Annotated in this window: 10 protein-coding genes and 2 pseudogenes; 5 read left to right on the top strand and 7 right to left on the bottom strand. The window is 62.9% G+C overall.

Translation table 11 applies throughout. The annotated features are described in order from the left end of the window. Nucleotides 1-399: 399 nt before the first annotated feature. The gene (locus AC1D2F_RS14085; protein ID WP_364748178.1) at nucleotides 400-816 is read left to right on the top strand and encodes a leucine-rich repeat domain-containing protein; all 417 of its coding nucleotides are present in this window, start codon (nucleotides 400-402) and stop codon (nucleotides 814-816) included. Between the two features lie 329 nt (nucleotides 817-1145). Here AC1D2F_RS14085 and AC1D2F_RS14080 read toward each other — a convergent pair whose 3' ends face one another. Both AC1D2F_RS14080 and AC1D2F_RS14075 read right to left on the bottom strand, forming a co-directional pair. After that, nucleotides 1146-2162 (bottom strand): tyrosine-type recombinase/integrase, encoded by a 1017-nt coding sequence (locus AC1D2F_RS14080; RefSeq protein ID WP_476966983.1) that lies wholly within the window; start codon nucleotides 2160-2162, stop codon nucleotides 1146-1148. Nucleotides 2163-2280: 118 nt separating this feature from the next. Further along, nucleotides 2281-2934, bottom strand: a complete 654-nt coding sequence (locus AC1D2F_RS14075) for a hypothetical protein (RefSeq protein WP_476966982.1) — start codon at nucleotides 2932-2934, stop codon at nucleotides 2281-2283. Between the two features lie 717 nt (nucleotides 2935-3651). Here AC1D2F_RS14075 and AC1D2F_RS14070 point away from each other — a divergent pair. The 4 genes from AC1D2F_RS14070 (at nucleotide 3652) to AC1D2F_RS14055 (ending at nucleotide 6558) form a co-directional block, all read left to right on the top strand. Next, nucleotides 3652-4047 (top strand): hypothetical protein, encoded by a 396-nt coding sequence (locus AC1D2F_RS14070; protein ID WP_476966981.1) that lies wholly within the window; start codon nucleotides 3652-3654, stop codon nucleotides 4045-4047. After that, nucleotides 4044-4463: a helix-turn-helix domain-containing protein gene (locus AC1D2F_RS14065; protein WP_476966980.1), complete on the top strand. Its 420-nt coding sequence runs from the start codon at nucleotides 4044-4046 to the stop codon at nucleotides 4461-4463. The genes AC1D2F_RS14070 and AC1D2F_RS14065 overlap by 4 nt, the downstream gene beginning before the upstream one ends. Nucleotides 4464-5040: 577 nt before the next feature. Beyond that, nucleotides 5041-5340 (top strand): hypothetical protein, encoded by a 300-nt coding sequence (locus tag AC1D2F_RS14060; RefSeq protein ID WP_476966979.1) that lies wholly within the window; start codon nucleotides 5041-5043, stop codon nucleotides 5338-5340. 804 nt (nucleotides 5341-6144) lie between these two features. Further along, on the top strand, nucleotides 6145-6558 hold the full coding sequence (locus AC1D2F_RS14055) for a hypothetical protein (RefSeq protein WP_476966978.1): 414 nt from the start codon (nucleotides 6145-6147) through the stop codon (nucleotides 6556-6558). Nucleotides 6559-8480: 1922 nt separating this feature from the next. On the opposite strand, the pseudogene AC1D2F_RS14050 reads toward AC1D2F_RS14055, so the two are convergent. The 5 genes and pseudogenes from AC1D2F_RS14050 to AC1D2F_RS14030 all read right to left on the bottom strand — a co-directional run. Then, nucleotides 8481-9296 (bottom strand): annotated as a pseudogene (locus AC1D2F_RS14050) (IS110 family transposase); the annotation flags it as partial. A 264-nt stretch (nucleotides 9297-9560) separates the two neighbouring features. Beyond that, nucleotides 9561-10397: pseudogene (locus tag AC1D2F_RS14045) on the bottom strand (transposase); the annotation flags it as partial. Between the two features lie 355 nt (nucleotides 10398-10752). Continuing rightward, nucleotides 10753-18726: a SpvB/TcaC N-terminal domain-containing protein gene (locus tag AC1D2F_RS14040; RefSeq protein ID WP_476966977.1), complete on the bottom strand. Its 7974-nt coding sequence runs from the start codon at nucleotides 18724-18726 to the stop codon at nucleotides 10753-10755. Between the two features lie 6 nt (nucleotides 18727-18732). Next, nucleotides 18733-19257 (bottom strand): Tc toxin subunit A-related protein, encoded by a 525-nt coding sequence (locus AC1D2F_RS14035; protein ID WP_476966976.1) that lies wholly within the window; start codon nucleotides 19255-19257, stop codon nucleotides 18733-18735. Nucleotides 19258-19748: 491 nt separating this feature from the next. After that, nucleotides 19749-20369 (bottom strand): hypothetical protein, encoded by a 621-nt coding sequence (locus AC1D2F_RS14030; protein ID WP_476966975.1) that lies wholly within the window; start codon nucleotides 20367-20369, stop codon nucleotides 19749-19751. Nucleotides 20370-20504 lie beyond the last annotated feature (135 nt).

Here is a 20504-nt window from a genome sequence, read left to right as displayed (position 1 = left end):
GAACCCCTATTTCCGCTGAATCAGCGGAAATAGGGGTTCTTCTCGAGCTTCCTGCCAGAATCGAACTGGCGACCTTCTGCTCGGCACGAACCACAAGACGTCCCCGCCGATCCACCAGCGGGCCGCCGGCGTCCGACCGCGACTTGCACCACACTGGAGTACCTCTACGCAGGCTCCTACACGCCACGGGACCTCCTGCCACTCGCAAGCAACCGCAACCTGACCACGATCAGAATGAAGGACCGTCCACGCCTCGAGTCCCTGAACGGGGTTGACGCGTTCGCCTCATTGGAGGAGCTCGGAATCTTTGGTGCCCCCCTGCTGAAAGATGTGACAGACCTCGGCTCTGCCTCTGCGCCTAAGACGCTGCGGAGACTGGCTCTGCAATCATGCCGTGGTGTGTCCACCCTCGATGAGATCGGCCTCCTCACCGGGCTGACCTACCTGAACATCGCTGAGTCCGGCGATATTGCATCATTCGCCCCGCTTGCCAACCTCCGCCACCTGAAGACGCTGCATGCTTACGGAACTACGCGGGTGGTCGACGGCGATCTGTCCGCCCTCACGGGGCTGACGGAACTTACGGATCTCCGCCTGAAGGGCAGGCGCGACTACCATCCGTCACTGAACGGGTCCTGGCGAGCCACGCCAGCTGACAATGGTTTCGGGGACGACCCGTCCGCGCCGCGGGGAGGCAGGGCTTCGCAACGAATGAGCGGACTGCTGTCAGAGCTGGCCGGTGCAGGCTACCCGGTCGCCTCGGTCTCGGAACTGCGGGACTCGGGATTGCGGTACGCCGCTCTGACTGGTTCCTGAGTCTCACAGACTCTAGTTTGGTGCTACACGATCGGAACACCGGGGCCCTATTCCCTCACCTTGAAGTCACAGCGCCCGGGCCAGGTGAGACGCTCGCCTAGAATCCCCGCGCGCAGAACAGAGTGCGGGGATTCGTTTACCAGGGCCTCATACGTCCATCTCGCCGCAACCAACAAAAAACCCCGTATCCCTGCTGAATCAGCGGAGATACGGGGTTCTTCCCGAGCTTCCTGCCAGAATCGAACTGGCGACCTTCTCATTACGAGTGAGAGTGATTATCCCAGAGTTCTAAGGCAAAGAGCGGGACAAGGTGACGAGAAAATGACATCTTAGTTCCAGCCAAGGACGGTCAGCGTGCGGTTCAGGCGGTCGGCGCTGTCGTGCAGGTCGTCGTCGAAAAGACCGGCATAGGTGTCCAGTGTCATTGTTGCCGAGGCATGGCCGGCGATCCTTTGCACTACTTTGACGTTGACGCCGGCACTGATGGCGAGACTCACGGCGGTGTGCCGGAGGTCGTGGAAGGTGGGGCGTGGGAAGGTGGGGTCTGTCGCCGCGACGGCGGCAATCGCGGGGCTGTAGTGGCGGCGGGTCCACGTGTTGTTCCTCAACGCTGAGCCGCGGCTTCCGCTGAACAGTCGTTCGCCGGGGGCCCGCTCCGCCACGACTGCGGCAAGACGGTCGGCGATAAGGCGGGGGAGAGGCACGACGCGGTCGTCCCCGCCTTTCGTCGGCCCAAGAATCAGTTTGCCGCCGACTTCGACGTAGGCCTTCGAAACGGATACCGTCGGCCGTTCGCCGAGCCGTACGTCTTCGGCGGTGAGGGCCGTGATCTCTCCCCACCGCAGACCGCCCGTACCGGCGAGCATGATGAAGAGTGAGTATTCACCGGCAGCGACGGCCAGGGAGACGAGCTGCGGCATGGACAGGTAGACGTGCTCCCGCATCTTCTGGCGGCCGGGAATGTAGTCGGTGCCCCCGAGCGGGTCCTTCGTGGGGTTGGCGACAAGTAGGCGCCGTTTCACCGCGAATCCCATCAGCCTGCCGAACAGCAGTCCGACTTCGCGGCGCGTCGTCATGCCCGCCGGCTGCCCGTCCCGGCCCACGAGGGTCGCGATCCAATCCGCGGTGTCGTCGTAGCTCACGGCCGTCAGAGGGGTGTGCCCCCAGCGGGGTGCTACGTAGTTTTCGAAGAATCGCCGGTAGTTGTCCACGGTCTTTGGACTTGCCGGTTTCCGGCCCGCAGCGCCGACGGTCGCCACCCTTTCGATCCAGTCCTCGTACAGCTTCCCGACGGACGTCCGACTGGCGATCTTCGGATCGATGTAGCTTCCTGAGCGAATAGCCAACACTGTTCGCTGCAGGAAATCTTCAGCCTCCCGTTTCGTGGCAAACCGCTTCCGCTTGCGGACACTGTCCGCTGTCGTCCAGTCTGCTTCCCAGCGTTTGACTCCGCTTGTGAGGCGCTTAATCGCCACCGGTCTGCCCCTTTCTCGCCCGCATCTCCGCCCAAATGTCCTCCGACAGACTCTTGAAGCGGGGCGCTATATCCGCGTTGCGGCCCTTGCCGTCGAGTATCCCTTTGGCCCGGGCACGACGCAGCCGCGCAGACCAGGTGTCGATGCTCTCTCCCGACCATTCCGACAGCCGCTTGATCGGCTCGACCGATACGGCGCCCAGGGCGACGTACGCCGTGGCGACGTGAACGTAGTCGCGGTCCGTATCGACCCGTGCCGGCAATGGCGTGATGTCCCGACGAACGTCAATGACGGACAACTGCTCGTGCCGGTCGCGCATCAGGGCACGGGCATGCGCCATGGGGATGGCGCGCAATAAGGATGTGGTTATCCCGTCCCACGCTTTGGTCCGGCGTTCCCCATCTGGCGTCCACCCGTAGTCCATGGAATCAAAGTCGATGTTCAACTGGTTTGGCTCGCGAAAGTTTCCCATCCGGTGCCCCACAACCCAGCCGATCTCAACGTGCAGTCCATGGACCTTGTACCTCGCCTGCAGCACGGTAATGGCCAGGCCGCCGTCGTCGTTGGTCTTCTCGTCGGGGCCGTCTGGACGGCCAAGATATTCAACGTCGGGGGCGAGCTGCGGAAGTACCGGGTTCGTCATGCGACGACTGTAGCACAAGGGGGCTGCCAAGAAATATGTGCTGGACACTGTTTACATGCCAAATAAACCGTGTTAGGTTGTTCTCGCTGAACAGATTAATTGCCAACTAAACCGTGCTTTGAGCACAGGAGAGGACCTGGATTGAACGGTCGCCCCGCAGGGAATTCCACTTCGACATCGTCAGGACTTGCGTTGGTGCCGGCGTCGCCCTACATGACCAGGAAGCAGGTGGCCGCGTACCTCAATGTTTCCGAGAAGTGGCTGGCCCAGTCGGGCCGCGCTTCGGGACCGCGCTTTCACAAATTCGGATCTCAGTGCCGCTACTTGATTGACGACGTTGTGAACTGGGCCCGCCAGCAACGGGCGTCGTCGTGAACACTGGCGCTGCTGGCAGGTCGGGCGGCATCAGCGACTTCACTCCGGCGGGAGTGTGTCCCGGAGCCATGCTGGCGATCCGGATCTGCGGCTTGTCCCAGGCCGTTACCGAGCCTGAAGGCCAGTTCCCGCCCGGCGGCTGACCCGACAAAAGGAAAGGCGTCGGCCCGGCCGGTCGCCCAATGCCGTCAATCTGCTTGCGGAATTCGCCGTTCCCGGGCGCCGACCGTTCGGCCGGGACCAGGCTCGCCGACCGTGTTCGCGGACACGGAAAATTCACCCCCACTCGGGCCCTCGCTGCCCACACTTATGCCCTTTCTGACCCACCAAATGGAGGTATCTATGTTCCTTTTGACCGATCTGTCGTCATCTGAGGACGTTCCCGCGCCGCAAACAGACGAGCAGCCGACTGCCGAGCACGGCGGCGGCAACAGTTCCGCGTTCGCCGCGATGAACCCCTACCTGGGCGTCTGGCTCGAGACGATCCACAGCGACGGCAGTTTGCCTTCCGACGCGTTCGCAGTGGCGAATGTGATGTCCCAGTCGGTTGGCGTCGGCCGCGTGTCGTTCACCGACTGGCAACGGATCAATGCCGCGCTCGGGCGCAGCAGGCGGGATCTCGCGGTGTTCGAGACCATGTCAGAACTCGGGTTGGAGGGATACATCGACCGCAACATCGACGACCGGTTCGGCCGCAACTACGGGTGGTCGCTGCTTATTCCGGAGGGAGAACTGTGAGCGTAGTGCCGAACCAGCCCTCGCGCCCGTTGCAGTATTCGAAAGCGATTCGGGAGTCCGATTTGCCGACCGGAGTCAGGGCCGTCTGCTGGGCCCTGGCCACCTATGCCAACAACAAAACCGGTATTGCCTATCCGACCGTTGCAACGCTCGCAATCGCCACGGGGATCTCCGAACCCTACATTTCAAAGCACACGGGCGTGGCCGAGGCAAAGGGCTACCTGCGCAAAGACCGACAGCACAACAGCTCAATCATCTACACCATCACCGTTCCCGTCGTCGAAGAACCGCCGAACACGCAAATCGCCGACACGCTGACGGAAATGCCGATATGGGACTGGGTCGAGCAGGAACGAGCGAAGCGGGCGGCCCTCACGAGCGACCCTGACATCACCCGGCAGGACCGCATGAAGTAGCCCGCAAAGACTAGCCCCTCGGGCAGCAAAAGCCCCCGGGGGTACCCCTGGACAGCCGCCCCACCCCCACACCGGGGTTTCCTACCCCGGGACCCCGGAAATACCGCTGCCTAACTACCTCAGCTTCTACCTTAGGGAGAACTACCTCAAGTAGTTCTACCTCAATTGGGACTACCTCAATTGATCTACCTCACGGTTTCGACGTCCCCTAAAGGGCGGCGAAATCCCATTACCGACAAAGGCCGGGTCCATCGGCCCCGTTGCGGTGTTCTGCCGCAGTAGAACTGCGCCTGACCTTGCCTTGAGGGCCAGGTCCTCACCCGGGCGGAAAATAACGCGGGACCAGACCGGACCGTCCCGGGCCAACGATCGCCTGGTCAAGGAAAGGGATGGCCTTGCCTTGGAGCAAGGCCATCAGTGGCGTGTGGCACCGCTCCGCAACCGGATCAATGGTTCGGCTGGTCCAAGGGAAGCGGAGCGCAGCGCAGCCCGGAGGGCGGAGCAAGCTCCGCGTAACTCACCGATCCTTTGCATTGCCCAGTGTCAATTACCACCAACCCGACGACAAGAACCCGAGGTGACTATGAAAGATTCCATGTCCCGGCGCGCCCAAGACCCTGTTGAAACGCTTTGGCAGGCCAAGACCTTCGATACCACGAAACGCCATTACGAGCGTTTGGGCCTCTGCCGCGTCTGCGCGGCCCAGGCGTCCTTTGGCCACCAGCAGGGGCTCGGGTTCTCGCAGATCAAGCCGCCCTGTCACAAGTGCCAGCCGATCGTCGACACCTTCCCGGTCGACAAGCCGGGGTTATGGAGGTCCTGCTCTCGGCGCCGCGGGGCCAAGTTCTCCTCCTCGATCCGCTCCGAAAAGGGTTAGCCGCGGCCCTGGGCGAGGAATTTCTGACAACGGTACTGGTGCATGGCCCCCGGTGTCCGTCCTCGCCTGGCAGTGTCAATAAATGCGCCCGTGGGGCGCGCTGTCGAACCGTAGCGGGACGTAGAGCAGAACGAGACCATTCCGGCCCTCGGGGGCTGTGCCTCGGACAACAGGATTACAGGTCCGGCCAAGAATGAAGCCCGGCGCGACCCTCCGGCCGAGGCGGCGTCGGAGCCGCAGACCTGGCTGCGGTCCGCATTCGCCAGCAATGGCGGGAAGGTCTCCGCCGCGATGCGCCCGCCAAAGGGCACGCAACGGCCCGGTGCGGGGAATTTCTGACAACGGTACTGGTGGTGTTACCAGCGACCCTCCTTCTCCATAGCGTGTCAACGAATGCGCCCGTGGCAGGGCTGCTAAGCGATAGCGAAACCAGGGAGTGGAGCCGGACACTTGCCATGACGTCGGTTGGAAGGTTCATCCTCCGGCCAGGATGAGCCGACCGGATCATGTCGGGCCCCTTTGCAGTAGCTGGGATCACAGCCGGAAACCGGCCTTGGGTCCCGGGCGCCGATGATTTCCTCAGCCGCCTTCGGTGGCGGCATTTCCCTAACTATTTCCTCCGCGCCGTGATGGCGCATGCCCTCTTCCTCCCCGGCCCGGCCACAGTTGGCCCCTGCGCCGAAGGCCAACCCCTCAACTGGAGATTCCTTGTCAGATACGTCCTTCCACACCACAGCCCCAGTCCACGAGGCAGATCAGACTATCCGGTCCCTATATTTGGATCGCCTTGCGACGGCGAAGTTCATGGGTGAGCCATGGACGGTGCACGCTTACAGCCAGGCAATCGATCAGTCAGCACTAAAGACCCCGGTAAAGAACACGCTGCGCGCCATGGTCGACAGGGCGGGCGGGCGCCATACCGTCGTTGACCGGGCGACCCTTTGCCTTATCACAGGGGTGCGGCGTGAAGCCACGATTACGACACACTGGCAAAAGGCCCAGGAAGCGGGACTTTTGGTCAGCAAACAAAGGTGGAACTCCACCTCGGTCCACACGTTCCTTATTCCCGGGACGGACTATTCGGCGGACGATGTGCAATGGGGAATTCCTCTGGACGGGTGGCATGTGTGGACGGCCGAGGAAACTGCGTGGTGGGACAACCTCGACGGTGGAGCGTGGATTGCACCACCTTGGGGTGACGAGCGGCCGCCGTTCTGAAAACCGCACTCTAAATACGGCGAGCCATAGCCGGAAGGCTTGCGAGCCGTATGGCCGTGCCTGCGGCATCAGGGCGCTGCGCCGGGATACGCCCTGATGCCAATATTTCCCGGGACCAATAACTCGAAAGATATTAAGGCCGTGTGGTCGCGTAGGCGACCACGGCACCGCCGGCTCGATTTGTCACGGTTGCCCGCCAAGGGCAACCCGTATGCGGGGTGTTGAACCGTCCTCGACACTTTATGTGTCGCGGACCGAGCCAGGTGCGGTTCCCTGACCCGTCGGCCTTGTGGGCCGACGGTAGATGGACGACCGAGCCGGGACGCTGCCGGGGCGTCGTTCGCCCCGGCAATCAGGAAGCGGAAATAAATCATATTTAATGGCTTCTGAACCCGTACGCGATGCGAACCGCTATGACCCCCGGGCGGTGAGGAATGCCGGGTGGGGGTCACCCCCACCCGTTCAAGGACGTTGGTCCGGTGGCAGGACATGCCAACCCGCTCACTGCCAATTTTGTCCAGCACCCGGCAGGCCTCCAGCCTGCCCGCCAGCGTCCCGACCGGGCCGCCTTCCACGTGCCGACGCTGGCTATGTCTACGTTGTTATTACCTACATCATTGTCGTTGAATGGCGCGCGTCCAGGCGGTGCTCCGGTGGTCGTCTCGCGGGACCGTGGACGCTTGATCTGTTTCACGGGGCTCCGCTGCACTGTCCAGTGCGCGTGGTACGACACGGGCGTATCCTTCAGTCAATCCAACGTCAAGGGATGGTGCCCGGATGAAGCGCACGACGGCCGAGCGCGGGGCGCTCGCCCTGCGGGTCCTTTGGGGCGTGTTGATGGTTGGCCTCGGTGTGCTCATTGTGACCAGTCAGATCAGTGGTTTCGCCACGGCTCTATATGGGGTCGTGGTGCTCGGTGTGATGTTTGCGGAGAGGGCAGTCCGACGCAGGTTCCGACAGCCATGAGTGCAGACTGCAGCGAACCGCCTGACCACGACCTGGTGCGGTGCCCGCGTCCAGATAGTGTCGCCGACAGGTGGAACGCCCTGCGTCTTGGACGTAGGTCCTGGCAACCCTTCGTGAACAGTACTTAGTGCAATTGCCGCAGGGATCGTCGGTCGAACAGCACTTGGGGCACCGTCCAAACCAAAGACCGTTCTGACCCTGCGTGGTCGCACTGACGGAACGCCCTCGACTGAAAGCCAGGACCCGGGCTGGGCAATCAGCTTGGGCCGGTATTACACCCCCGCGGCAAGAGAAGCAGGTACGCCGTGAGAATCAATCACGACGCTCGAGAGACGCCGGTGAGCCATGACAAACGGCGCGTCATCGTAAGAGACGCAGGTGCTCTGGGCAGCCTGATTGGCATCGTTTCAGCATCCAAGAAATGTGCGAGGGACGTCGTTGCCCTTAATCGCTCCCTGTGATGTTGTCCCGGTGATCAAGCCAAATTTCGCTGGCATGGCCTGGCGGCGGGGAATGCGAACTCGGCTGCGAGGCCGAGGTTGCCACCACACCTAACGGCGGAACCCCTTAGCCGAACTGGCCAGCTCGGACCCCGAAGGGAGTACCAGCACTTCGAGTTGACCGACAGCTTCCTGGTCGGCGCTGGGATGCCCCTCGGCGGCCCTGCGTTGCTGAATTTTGACGCTCTCAAGCGTGTCATCAATTTTGAAGGGTCTGGAGGCCCGTGCCGTCGATTTAGCGCGAACTACCAAGGCCCACGTCTTGGCCGGTGTGGCCGGCCAGTCGGGTTCCTACCCGCCTGGGCATTGAAAGCCCCGCCAGCCAACCTCGCCGGCGGGGCCCCCTGCTTGCTGTCTGAGCTGCGTTACTCCTGGCCGGCTGCGAGCCGGCTTTCGTGTTCCCGCCTCTCCACGCATCTGTTTCCTTTCAATTTCGCTAAAAGGCAGGAGCGGGCATGAACGGATCCTGCCGCGGTGGGACCAAGCCGCAAGGCAGATGGCAGCGGTGACGGGCCCGAAACTCTTCTTTTTCAGCAAGGGTGCGGCTTCACTGATCTCGACGAGGTCAGTCATCCGTGTGCTGTTGCTCTTGAGGTCGGCATCAAGCTCAGTGATGCGTTTGGCCAGCCGTATCGCCTCGGACCGGGCGATGGACAGAGCCAGTTCCTCTTCCCGGGCTCGCCACCGGGACACCTCAGCGATTTGGACGCCCGACAGGGCTCTGCGGGCATCCATTCCCAGATCGGAGGCCCGCAACAGTGCGGTCAGCGCGTTCACTGCCCGAGTGCGTTCAGTGGTCATGGCATCTCGTGCGGTGGCCAGGATCCCGAGGGCTTGCCGCACCCCTGCGTTGAGCCTCGGACGACGCAACTCCTCGGGCTTGAGCGATAGCACGGCTTGGGCAATCCGCTGCGCGCCGAGGGTATCGGACTTTCCCACGCCGCGGCCGTTACGGGCATCCATTCGTGCCGCTTCCACGACCGGGTAGCCAGAAGTGATGGCGCCGGCCAGTAACGCGCCGTACGTGCCAGCCCCTTCTATCACCCATAGGGTGTCCAGATCAGCTTCGGTGCGGCGTGCCACCCACGCGATGGCACGGTTGATGCCGGCGCTGGTGGTCGGGAATTCACGGGTATCGACCACTTCACCGGTCGTGGCGGTGATGATGGCATAGACATGGTTGCGGGCGTGGGTGTCGACACCCACGACGAATGGGTGAGAATGCGCGACGATAGACACGGCGGTTCTTACACCTTCCTCAATGGCGGACATGGTCAGGCCGCTTGCGGCCGATACCAGTCCGGTAGAGGTCACGTCGGAACAGCACTGTGATGGGTCACGCCCCACGGGGTGGACAGCCTTCTAATCAGGTTACCGAGGTGGACAGAGCAGGCACCGGCCGACCACCTCCACGATGGGACAAGTCGGCAAGAAGGCACCCTGCGGGCCAATTGATCCATGAGTCACCATCAGGAAGTGGAGCGGCCAGTCCCTACTCTGCCAGCTGATCCCGGACCAGCCACTTCAAGACTCACAGTTGATCCAGTCGATCATGTGTGCCTTGCCGAACGGGAGCGTGTAACTGGTGGAGAACTGCACGCCGAGGCTGTGCAGGTGCCAGAGGAACTTCCGTGAGGCCCCGGCGCTGTCGGTGCGGACCAGGACCTTCTGCCCGGCCAGGGCTCCGGTGTCGGTGAAGAACCCGCCGTGCAGTTGGGCCGCGGCGGTGTGGAAGAGGCGGATGTGGTCCTCGGCGCTGTTCGCTCCGGCGTTGCCGGGCCGCAGCACCGCTGCGAGGATTTCCCCGGCGCCGTGACCGGCGCCGTAATCCCAGGACGCGATGAACGGGGCGAACCCGTAGCCGCCTTTGTAGGTTCCGGCGGCGTTTTCCTTATCGGAGTGCGAGGTCACCAGGGTCGCGTCGATGTCGATGTTGAGCGGGTCCGCGGCTGTCGCGGTCAATGCCGGATTCCGGTCCCCGGCGGCGTCCCAGGCCCGGGTGCGCAGTTGCACGGTGAGGGTCTCAAATCCGTAGCTGAACAGCTCAGGGTTCGTCACGGTGCGTTCGAAGAACCGTGAAACGGTCGCGTTCGAGGGCAGCTGGCCGAAGGTGCCGGGTGAGGAACGCAGGATGTCCAGGTCCGAGGCATGTTCGCCTCCGGCGGCGAGCATCGCTGCCAGGGATCCGAGCAGTTTGCCGGAACGATGCCGTGCGCCGGAGGGAACAAACTGGCGGAGCCTGTCTTCGCACAGCCGGCCGAATCCCAGGGCGTCCATGAAGCCCGTGAGGACCTTGACTCCGGCATGGGAGATCAGCGACTGGCCGGTGAAAGTGCAGGGGACGGACGGAAAAACGGGGGTAGAGTGGTGCATCGAAAAGGTGCTCCTTCACGACCGGGATTATTGGCTTAGACACCACTATTTTCCCCTTGTCAGAGCACCTTTTCGCCTTTTATACACGCCCTTCCGCGCCGAACCCGTGAAACCCCCGGGCTAAGGGACACTCTCGTGAGCGCGCGCCTGGTCGCCGAGGCAGACGCCGACGGGCGAAGCGACAAAGCAGCAGTTGAGCGACGCTGCAAACACTGCGGAGCCGGAGGACGACATGCGACAGCACGCGAGCACTACTTCTGGTGCCGAAGAGGCTTGACGCGGCCGCACCGACGGAGAAGGCCTGCAGAGTCCCGGCCAACGGACCGCCGGAAGCCCTGGCAATCCACGGACAGGGCTATCTACTGGCCTTTATGTAAGCCTCAAGGGTTCTCTGCATATGGGTGTTTGGATTGACCCTTGTCATGTTTTCAGCGGCCCTGTCCATCGCATCCAAAATGAGCTGGCCCCGCTCCACGGCGTTCAGGGCGGGATTCTTGCTGGCCATATAGCTTGCCCTGAATTCGTCGATCCAGGAACCAAGGGGTCTTAGCATGGAACCCGGTTGCTGGAGTCCTCGCTCAGCTGCTCTCGACGATTCATGCACGGTTGCTTTTGGATTGAGTGGACTTCGAAGATGTTCGAGTTCGTGCGCGAGTACAGCTTTGGTTGACATCCGTGACGCAGCCGCAGTCTGATTTGGATTGGCGTTTGGAAAAACATCGCCTCGTACATTGACATGAGCCGCTGTGACCGCTGTTGCATCCACGACTCCTGTTCTGCTGCCCTGATTGAACTGGAGCAGGGCAGGGTCTCCCCCTAATTCGCGAAACTCCTCTGACAACTTGCCTTGCTCGGCAATTTCCACCTCTCGATAGACAGAGCTTCGCCTTACACCGGAGCCGAGGATTGCTCGTTCACCTTCACTCGCGCCCCTGCGGGTGTCTGTGACAGTCGTGTTCGCTTTAGGCGGCACAGCTGCCAACAATACTTTAGTTTTTTCGGAGGCGCTGTGAGCAATGCTAAAAAGTAGGAATGACCCAGCCGAGCCCACCTCTTCGGCAACTCCTTGGGGTTGTTCGATCATCGATGCCAATTCGGCTGTTTGTGACAGTTTGTCTGCGTACTTCTTTAGCCATGAAAGTCCGGGAACCCTAGAGAGCCCGTGCAGAATTTCCGCCTCCACTTGGAATTCTTGTATGGTCCGCCCGATATTGGTCGCGGTGTTGCCTTTTTGAAAACCACGGAGCATTCCGTGGCTAAAGCTGCCGTCCTCGGCGGCGGATGGAGGTGCTTTTGACTGGGTTCCGCCGGGATCCGTGAGCCGGGTTGGACGGTCCCGAACATAGGCATACCGGTTGAGGCCGTCTCCGTCTTGTTGAGGATCACACGCCGTCCACCGACACAGCCAAGGGGCGTAGTACCGCGCTCCGTGGTAGTACAATCCATTCTCATCGTCCCGCTCTTTGCCGGTATACCGGTAACGTTTCGGTGTCTCGGTTTGGCTACGCACCGCTTGATATGTCGTGCTGCCGTAGGGGGTGTATTCCTCGTAGGAGATGATGTGCGCCTGGCGGTCCAGTTCCAGACTGGCGGAGCCGAGGTGGTTGCCGAGCTGGTAGCGGATGAGTTGCTGCGGTGCGGGGTCGGTGCCGACGGTGTCGAGGGTCCGTATTTCCACCAGCGCGATGCGCTGGCTATCGTCCATGAGGTGCAGCGTTTCGCGCTCCAGCCGTTCCGGGCCCTGGCGCCGCCGGTAGATCTCGAGGCCGCCGAGGTAGATGCGCTCCTCGAGGAGATTCCCCGGTTTCTCCCATACCTTCCGCACACGCTGGCCTGCGGCGTCATACACGTAGTAGGCCGTGCCGCCGCCACCCAAGTCGGTTCGGCGGAGTTGGTCGCGGTAGTTCCAGTGCATATTGGGGGCGGGATGGATTCCGCCTAGGTGTGGCATGCGGGTGATGTTGCCGTGGGCGTCGTAGAGGTAGCGCTCATCGGGCGGGTTGTTGTTGCCGACTGTGGTGCTGCTCAGGCGGTTGTTGGTCTTGAGCGGGACACCGCCGGCACCGTCTTCGATCAGGCTTGTTTCTCTGTACGCATAGCGGCGTGTCCATCCGGGGCGGGCCGGGTCGCTGCCGCGGTGCCGCGTTTCCAGGAAGTTGCCCACGGCGTCGTACACATAGCTCTCAACGTAGGTGCCCATGGCGTTGCCGTCGTTGGCTGCCCAATCAATTCCGACACGGGGCGTGTCGTTGTGGGCGTGAGGGGTTGGCGCGCCGCCGATCTGGCCCAGGTGCTCGCGCCCGGTCGCTTCGGTCAGCCGGTAGATCGCGTCGTAAGTGTAGTCGGCGCTCGATTCGACGCGCTTTTTGCGGAAGTAGATTGTCTGCTGGGCGTCGTCGCGGATGTGCGTGATGTTGCCCACGGGGTCGTAGCTGTAGTGCAGGTTCTGTACTTGGCAGCCGGGCCAGCCTGCGGGGGGCGGCTGCGGGCAATCGGCAGGGAAAGCGACCCGATCGCGCCGGGTGAGCAGGTGGATGAGCCGGAAGGTGAGCCGGTCGTAAGCGTAGAAGGTGCTGGCGCCGTTGCCGTGGTCGATGCGGGTTCTCTGGCCCTTGGCGTCGTAGTCGATGTTCTTGACGAAGGGCGTCCATACCGGCTGGCCGTTGGCGGTGGCGCCGCGCAGGTTGGCGTCCATCCGCTCCAGCAGGTTGGCTTCGTTGTAGCCGGGTCGGATGATGTTGGCTTCCATGGCGGGAGTGTGCGGCGAGGTCAGCAAGATGGGTCGGTTGAGGGCGTCGTAGCTGGTGTGGCCGGTGTAGGCGTCGGCCTCCAGCCGGGGTGCTAGGGCCGCCTCCATGGCGGCAGGGTCGAGTTGGGCCGTGGCATCTGCCGGTAATGCGACGTGGTCGGCGTCCACGGGGCTCCAGTCCACCGCCTGCCGGTACCGCGAGCCGTTTGTAAAGCGGCGGGAGGCGCGCAGCGGGTTGCCCTTGAAATCGTGGGCCTCTGTGGTGACGGAGCCGGCCTGATCGAGGTGCAGGTAGAGCTTGCCGCGCAGGTTGCGCAGTACGGCGTCCGGGTGCTGCTCGCCGTAGACGAGCCGCTCGGTGAGCAACTCCTGGTGGAGGTTGGCGGGGTTGGCGCCGCTGACAAAGGGGCGCAGCGGGCGGCGCAGAGGGTCGTATTCGGTGCGGACGCTGTGGCCGCGGCTGTCCCAGGCGCGGATGGGCTTGCCGGCCACGTCGTTGAGGATCCAGCGGACACCCGCCTCCATGCTGCGCTGGTGGATGCGGTTGCCGAGCATATCGTAGGCGTAGCGCATGACGATGCGGCCCCGCGGATCACTCGCCTGCTCCATGGCATCTTGCACGGCGCGCTGGTTGCCCTCGATGTCCAGCTCGACGCGGGTAGCGAAGAGCCGATGCTGGCCGGGTTGTGCCGGATCGGGTCCGTTATCGGCCAGCGTCAGGAAGGGACGACCGAGCGTGTCGAAGTGGGCGGTGGCCGGGGTGTCGGCGTGGGCAGCCGCCTTGTCGGCGGCCGACTTTTCCTGCACCCCGAGCGCACTGCCCTGGCGTTGTGCGTGCCAGGTCTGCCAAGTCGCAGCACGGTTTGCGGGCAGGCCGGCGAAATAGCCGGCGGTGTAGCCTCGGACGTCAGGATCGGTGCGGGGGTCGCCGAGCACGGTGTCGTTCACATCCCACGTGATTTGCCGCCAGGGGTCGAAGACGACCTTTTCCCACGTGTGGTTGGGGTGCAGAGTGGCGACGACGCGTTCGACAGGATCGTAGAACAGGACCGGGCTGACGCCAACCTGCACCTCGAACTCGAAGCCATGGGTTGCGCTGAAAAACGGCTCGTACTGGCGGACCGGCTTGCCTTTGTTGTTGTAAACGGTCCAGCCGCTGGCCACCCAGCGGGGATTAACGGCGGGCCCGCCTTCGATGAGAGGCCCGGGCTCGGCCTGGATCTTCTTCTGGATCTCGCGGCCGAAACCGTCGGTGTAGGAAAAACTGATCTGGATCTTCAGGCCCTGCGGCGGCAGGGGGCCGCTGAGATGGGTCTCGCGCGCCAGGGTGGCGGCGTGCACGGGCTGCCATTGCGCCGGGTCCTCGGGGTGCGCCTGCCGGGAGCGGCGAAATCGGTCGAGGTCGTAGATGATGCGGGTCGTGGCGCCCTTAAGCAGGCTCGGCGCAGACAGGTGCGGGTCTGCGGCATCGTGGAACCCGTCGAGCTGGGCCTGTGTCAGGTCGGGCTCGAAACCGGCGAGTGAGTCGCCAAGGGTTTCTTCGGGTTTGCCCATCACCGCCGTGCCCGCCACCATACCCAGGGCATCAAAAGCCACCTGGGTGCGGTTCCGGTTGGGATCCATCACCGATGAGGGCTTCAGCACGCGGTAGTCGTTGCCGGGCTTGCCGGGATTGACCGTGCCATCGGGCCGGCGCTCACCCACCGTGACGCGGTTGCCCAGCGCGTCCCTGGTCTCGAGCATCAGCAGGTTGTAGGCATCGTAGGTGACAACGCTTTCGGTGCTGACCGTGTTGCTGTGGAACGGATCGCGGTAGCGGTGGGGCAGGAAAAAGTGGCTGCGGGCGTGGGCGAGTTCCTGGGTGGTGGTGTCGTTGCCGCCGGGGGACAGGAACATCCTGCCGGTGGGGATCCACCAGTGGTTATCGGGGTCGGTGCCGGGGAACCGCCCGTCCGCCTTCAACTGCTGGCTGGGCAGGTAGCCGCCCCGATCGGCAGCCGGGCCGCTGAGCACGGCGGCGGGGTCCGGCAGCAGGGGCTGGCCCTTGCGTTGAAAAACCTTCGCGAGCAGCCCCGAGGTGAAGGCCAGCTTGTAAGACTCGCCGTGCAGAGCCAGAGGTTTGACCCGGCCGAGTGGCAGGAGCGAGGCCAGGTCATCCGTGCGATAGAGGGTGCGCATCCATTCGATCGGGCGGCGCCGCCGGTCACCGGTTGCGGTCTTCTCGTAGGCAACTTCTTTCAGGAAGATGTGGCGCAGGCGGCCCGCGGTGCTGGGATCGGGCTCGACGAAGTCCGATGGCTGGAAGCGACCCGCCGGTCCGGTAGCAACATAGCCGGTCAGCTCGAAGGTGCGTGTCTCGCAGGGCAGCGGGGTGCGGTAGACGCCGGGGAAAACGGCAGAATCGTCGATCGGATGGGTGACGCGGTTCTCGGTGTAGGTGATGAGCGTCATGGCTTGCTCGTCCCGGTCGGCCTGCAGGGGAAGCGAGGGATCGGGGTGCCGCCGACCGTAACCGACCGCGGCTTCCTTGAACACATCGCCGTAGGGATCGACCTCCAGCGTCAGGGCATGGGTGACGCGCGGGTCGAGCAACTTACGTTTCTTCTGCGGGTCGGGTTCCGGATCTGTCGGATCGGGGATGAAACTGCGCTCGTAGTGATAGGTGATGGCCTCGCGCGCGTGGGTGAAGAACACCGCATGCCGGTTCCCGTCACGGGGCTGTTCAAGCCGGATGCTGAAGTTCCGTTCGGTGACCGCGTACGGGTACTCCTCCCTGAGCGTGCCGTCGTGCGCGTAGACTTCCTGGCGCAGCATCAACCCCTTGAGAGCGCGGCAGGCTTCGCGTTCTTCTTCCGGTGTCAGGCCGAACGGGAGCGGTGTATCGGGCAACAGCATCGCCGCCTGTTCTTCAGGTGTCAGGGCCGGCTCGTGGAAGTACTCTCTTTCCTGGTGAACGGAAATGCGGCCGTTCCTGGAGTAGTTGCCGGTGTGGAACCAGGTCCTGGTGAGTACGGGCGGCACATGGGAGGTAACGTCCGCATTGGAGGCTGCTAGTAGGGTGCCGCCGCCGGTGAGCGCGGCGAGTTCTTCCGTGTCCCACTGTTCGACCATGCCGAAGCCCCGGAACTCGCGCTCCTCGCCGTCGAAGTAGCCGTGGTGATAGGCGTATCGGGTGGTGAAGCGGTTGCGGCTGATGTGGTCTCGGGTCTCGGTGCGTTCGACCACGTGCACGGGGAAGGGCAGCCGGGTGATCCACGGCCTGCCGTCGCGCTTGTCCTGCAGGTAGAACTTGGTGGACGGGGCATAACGGACGACCGTTTCGGTCCCGAGGTTGTTGATGGTCTTGACGAGCAGATGAGGCTTGTGCCCTCCCATCAGGTTCACGTAGCGCATTGGCCGCCGTGCATCGCCTGACAGCGGCGATGACCAGATCAGGCACACCGTCCCGTTGCCGAGCAGATCAGCGGCGACGATGGATACCAGGTCGTCCACCGGCGGGAAGGCGTTCAACGGCTGTGCCTTGCTCCATCCGTTGCCGGACTGGTTGAAGTAGAGGCGCACACCATCGCGGTGCAGGTAGATGATGTCGGTTGTGCCGCTGCCGTCGATGTCGGCCAGTCGAATCCGCTTGTGGTCGAACTGGTCAGGGTTATCGAAGTGCGGTGCATTATCCATGCTTACCTTGGTGCCGAACCGGCCGTAGCCGAGGTTCGGCCAGTAGCAGATCCCACTGGCGCGGATACGCACGAGATCAGTGAGTCCGTCGCCGCTGAGGTCGGCAAGGTAGATGGATTGGGTGCCGTCGGCGAAGACCAGTCGGGGGCCCTTCTCTTCATCGGATGCCTGTGCCTCTCGGCGTGCCGGGCCGAATCCTTCCTCAGCCAGCGAGGGATACCAGGTGAGGGCATCGTCGTCAGTGATGAGTACGTCGGCGTGACCGTCGCCGTCCAGATCGACGAACTTCAGGTTCGGATCACGCGTGTCACGGTTGAGGTGTGAAGTGAACGAGCGGAAGGGGTGCCAGCCCTCGGCGTCGTCGTGCTCATACAAGCCCGCCATGGGTCCTTCCATGACCACGACATCGGGCTGGCCGTCGCCAGCCAGGTCCATGAACTGTGCCGCTCCGCCCGCCAGGGCGACGTTGGGCTTGGTGCCAACAAGTTCCAGCGGCGCGAATTCGATCGTGTCTCTTCCGATGGGACTGAGGTTTCGTTTGTAAAACCATGCGCCGGCCTGCTCGGTGAGGATACCGGGGATGCCCTCACCATGCAGATCGGTCCACTGATAGTCGGCGCCGTCCACACCGATGGGCAGGTTTTCCAGGCTGGCGGGGTCGACGTCCTCCACCGTGTCCTGGACGACGGGCAGCGTGTACTCGAACTCGAGGGGCGGCAGGCTCCGCCTTTCGTAGCCGTCTTTGCTGCGGCGGTAGCCGGTCTGTGTGACCTGGTTCAGAAAGGTGTAGACGGGGTTGTGCGCGCTGGCGGGGTCCTGCTCATGGGAGTATGTGAAGTCGGTGGAGCGGACCAGGCCTTCGTGGCCCTTCTGCCCGGTCGCCAGGTCCGGTATGTGATGGAACATCAGTATCCGCTGGCACAGGCGGGTCGTGCGCACCTCGAAACCAGGCCGGTAGGAGGAAAAAGGATCATCTCGGTAGGTCCATCGGCCCGGCTCATCCGGCTGCGGGGCGTTGGTGTCGTGTTCGCCATAGTCGAAGACGGCCTCGAACATCCAGCCGGCGTTCTGTACGTGTACCCCCGGCAGATCGGCAAGGAACCGCGGCCGGTGCCCGGTGGTATTCAGCAATGGTCGGCGGTTGCCGTAGCGGATACGTTTGAGATAGCGGTTGGGGGTGCGGATGGGGTCGTTGCGATCACCGCGGTTGTGCTCGCAGGCCCTGCTGAGATCGACACCGGCACCGTCCTCATGCTTGTAGCCGTACAAGATGGCGTTGCCTTTGTCATCGCGCGTCTCACAGATCAACCATGTGAACGTCCGGAGAGGATCGTCGGGGTCCGTGATCCGCGATTCGGCATCGGCGCCGTAGAGGGTGAGGACGTTGTCCCTGGAAATCGATCGCCAATGGACATCGCCATCGCTCCGCCGGGTCCAACGTTCGATCCGTGCAAACAGCCCTTCGATGCGGGGCCGGTACCGGTGGATAGTGTAACCGGGGGCTGTTGCGCTGTCGGTGTGCCTCATCCGGTCCGGCTTGAGCACCGGGACCAGGTCTTCCGCCCCGGACAGAATGAAAACATCGGATTCGGCGGCGTCGTTGTACCGGGGCAGACCCTTGTCGGTCTTGCGCGAGATAGAGGGCAGGGAGAGGCTCCAGCCAATACCGAACGGGCCGTTCCCGGCACCGGAATCATAGGAGAGCGATAGCGCAGGGCCAAAGCCTGACCGCCCTGGACTGGTGGCGATCGGGACGCTCATGGACCCGGTACCGGTGACCGGATTGGCAGCGAACTTCTCCCCCACGCCGCGGATGGCGCCACCGCCCTTGGGCAAAACGATGGCAGGTGCTGCCGGTTTCTGCCCGTCTTGACTCCGGCCTGTGGTTTTCTCCGCTGAAGCCATGGTGGGTCACAGTGGACGCGGTAGCGCCGTGTAGGTGGGAATGAGGGTGATGTCCGGCAGTCCGGTCCAGAACAGTTTGGAGGCGGGTAGGGTGCAGCTGGCTGCCTTGGTGTCGTCCGCCACTTTCACGGAGGGCTCGTCGATTGACGCGTGCCGCATGCTACTTACTTTTGCTTCCTCGGTCAGCGTCAGATCTTTGGGCGGGTCGCCCACTCGGGTTGGCACAGCGGGCACCGTAAGCGCCACTGACTTCAGCCGACGGAGGAAATGACAGCGGAAGTCAGTGTCGAACAGCGGCTCATTCACAGCGAATTCACAGTGACCCGTCGCTCGCAACTGCGTCAGGGCCATTGGGTCGAGACCGCGCAAGGACACCTGACGGGACTGCCCGTGTTGGCGCACGTCGTGCTCGACATAGCTGCTGTCCATTTCGGTGCAGATCCGGGGAGAGCTGTTCGCCGGCGAGCAGGCCGCGGTGCAGGCCCTGGCCCGTTCGACATCATCGGTATAGAAAAGAACCTCGCTGTCCATGACTCTCCCACGTGATCCCATCACCATTGCTGCAGGTCCGGTTCAGAACAGCGACATGCCGTTTCGGTCGAACTGCCGATCCAATGAAATGCTCCCACCCGAGGCGTTATTAGGTCGTTACTGCCCCAGAAATGGAAGGTCTGGAAGGCTCCTCAATGGGATATGCCCCTGTTCAATCCGGATGCAAGGACCGTCTGCGCTCCAGGCTCCCCCCGGCCTTAGACTTCCCCATGACGTCGACCGGAGTGAGGCATCAGGTGCCGACGCCTTCGTTACGAACGGCCCCGGAACACCTCCGCGAATTAGCGAGAACGGGGCCACGACGCAACGCCGTCACGAGAACCCGATTGCCGGCAGCCACTCCTGGCAGCGTAGAGCACACGTTAGTCCGCTGTCCGAAATCTCCGGAACGGCGCAATTTCGTCCGAAGCGCGGCTAAAGTCCTGCACTTCAGTACACCCGGTCCGGCTCTGGGCAGAACAAGAACTGGATCAGCTCGTGCCGGCTTTTGCGGCCGCCGACCGCGCAGCCAGCTGTGCGCGCAGGGACAGGTACTGCCGACCTTCCGGGGTGATGCGCACGTAGTCTTTGAGGTCGAAATCATCAAGCCCGCTGCCGTGGTCTTCCTCAATCCCGTTCAGTCCCCGCACGTCATGCGGCACGATGTACTGCATCGCGTCCAGATGATTCAACTCATCGATCATGATATTGCCGAACTTAACTACAGCTTTCCCCTCCCCGGCCAGCTTTTCCAAATGCATTAATTCATGCTTGGTAACCAGCCCCAACACGGCCATCTGCAGAGCTTGCATTTCGGTCTCCAATACGTTCTGCCGTTTCTCAATCCTTTCAAAATGGGCGCTCACCCCGGTCGGCCCAAGAGCCAGATCCCTGATCACATAACTGCCCTGAGCTACGAATGCCGCTGCCAGTAAGAGTGCCACACCGATCGCGATTTCAGGGGTCGTGAATCGGTTTGCGGAGGTCACGAGGCCTAGGGAGACGGCCACAAGGTAACTGCCCGCCAGAAACATGATGATAATGAACGGTGCGGGGCGCAGGGCTCCCAGGATCGACGGAGTTTTTGACGATTCAGGATCAGTTTGGTTCACGTTGACTCCTCCGAGGCGAACGGCACGGCTTGTTCAGGAATGAATGCTCACCCGGCACCCGGTTGCAACTTGGGCTGGCAGTGCTTGTGCAGGTACCGCCGCAATTCCGCCTGGTCGATTCCGTTGCGTTCCAAG

Source organism: Arthrobacter sp. P1_B3, assembly GCF_056406615.1.
The sequence above is the reverse complement of the archived record's forward strand: the minus strand, read 5'-3'. Positions and strand labels throughout refer to the sequence as shown.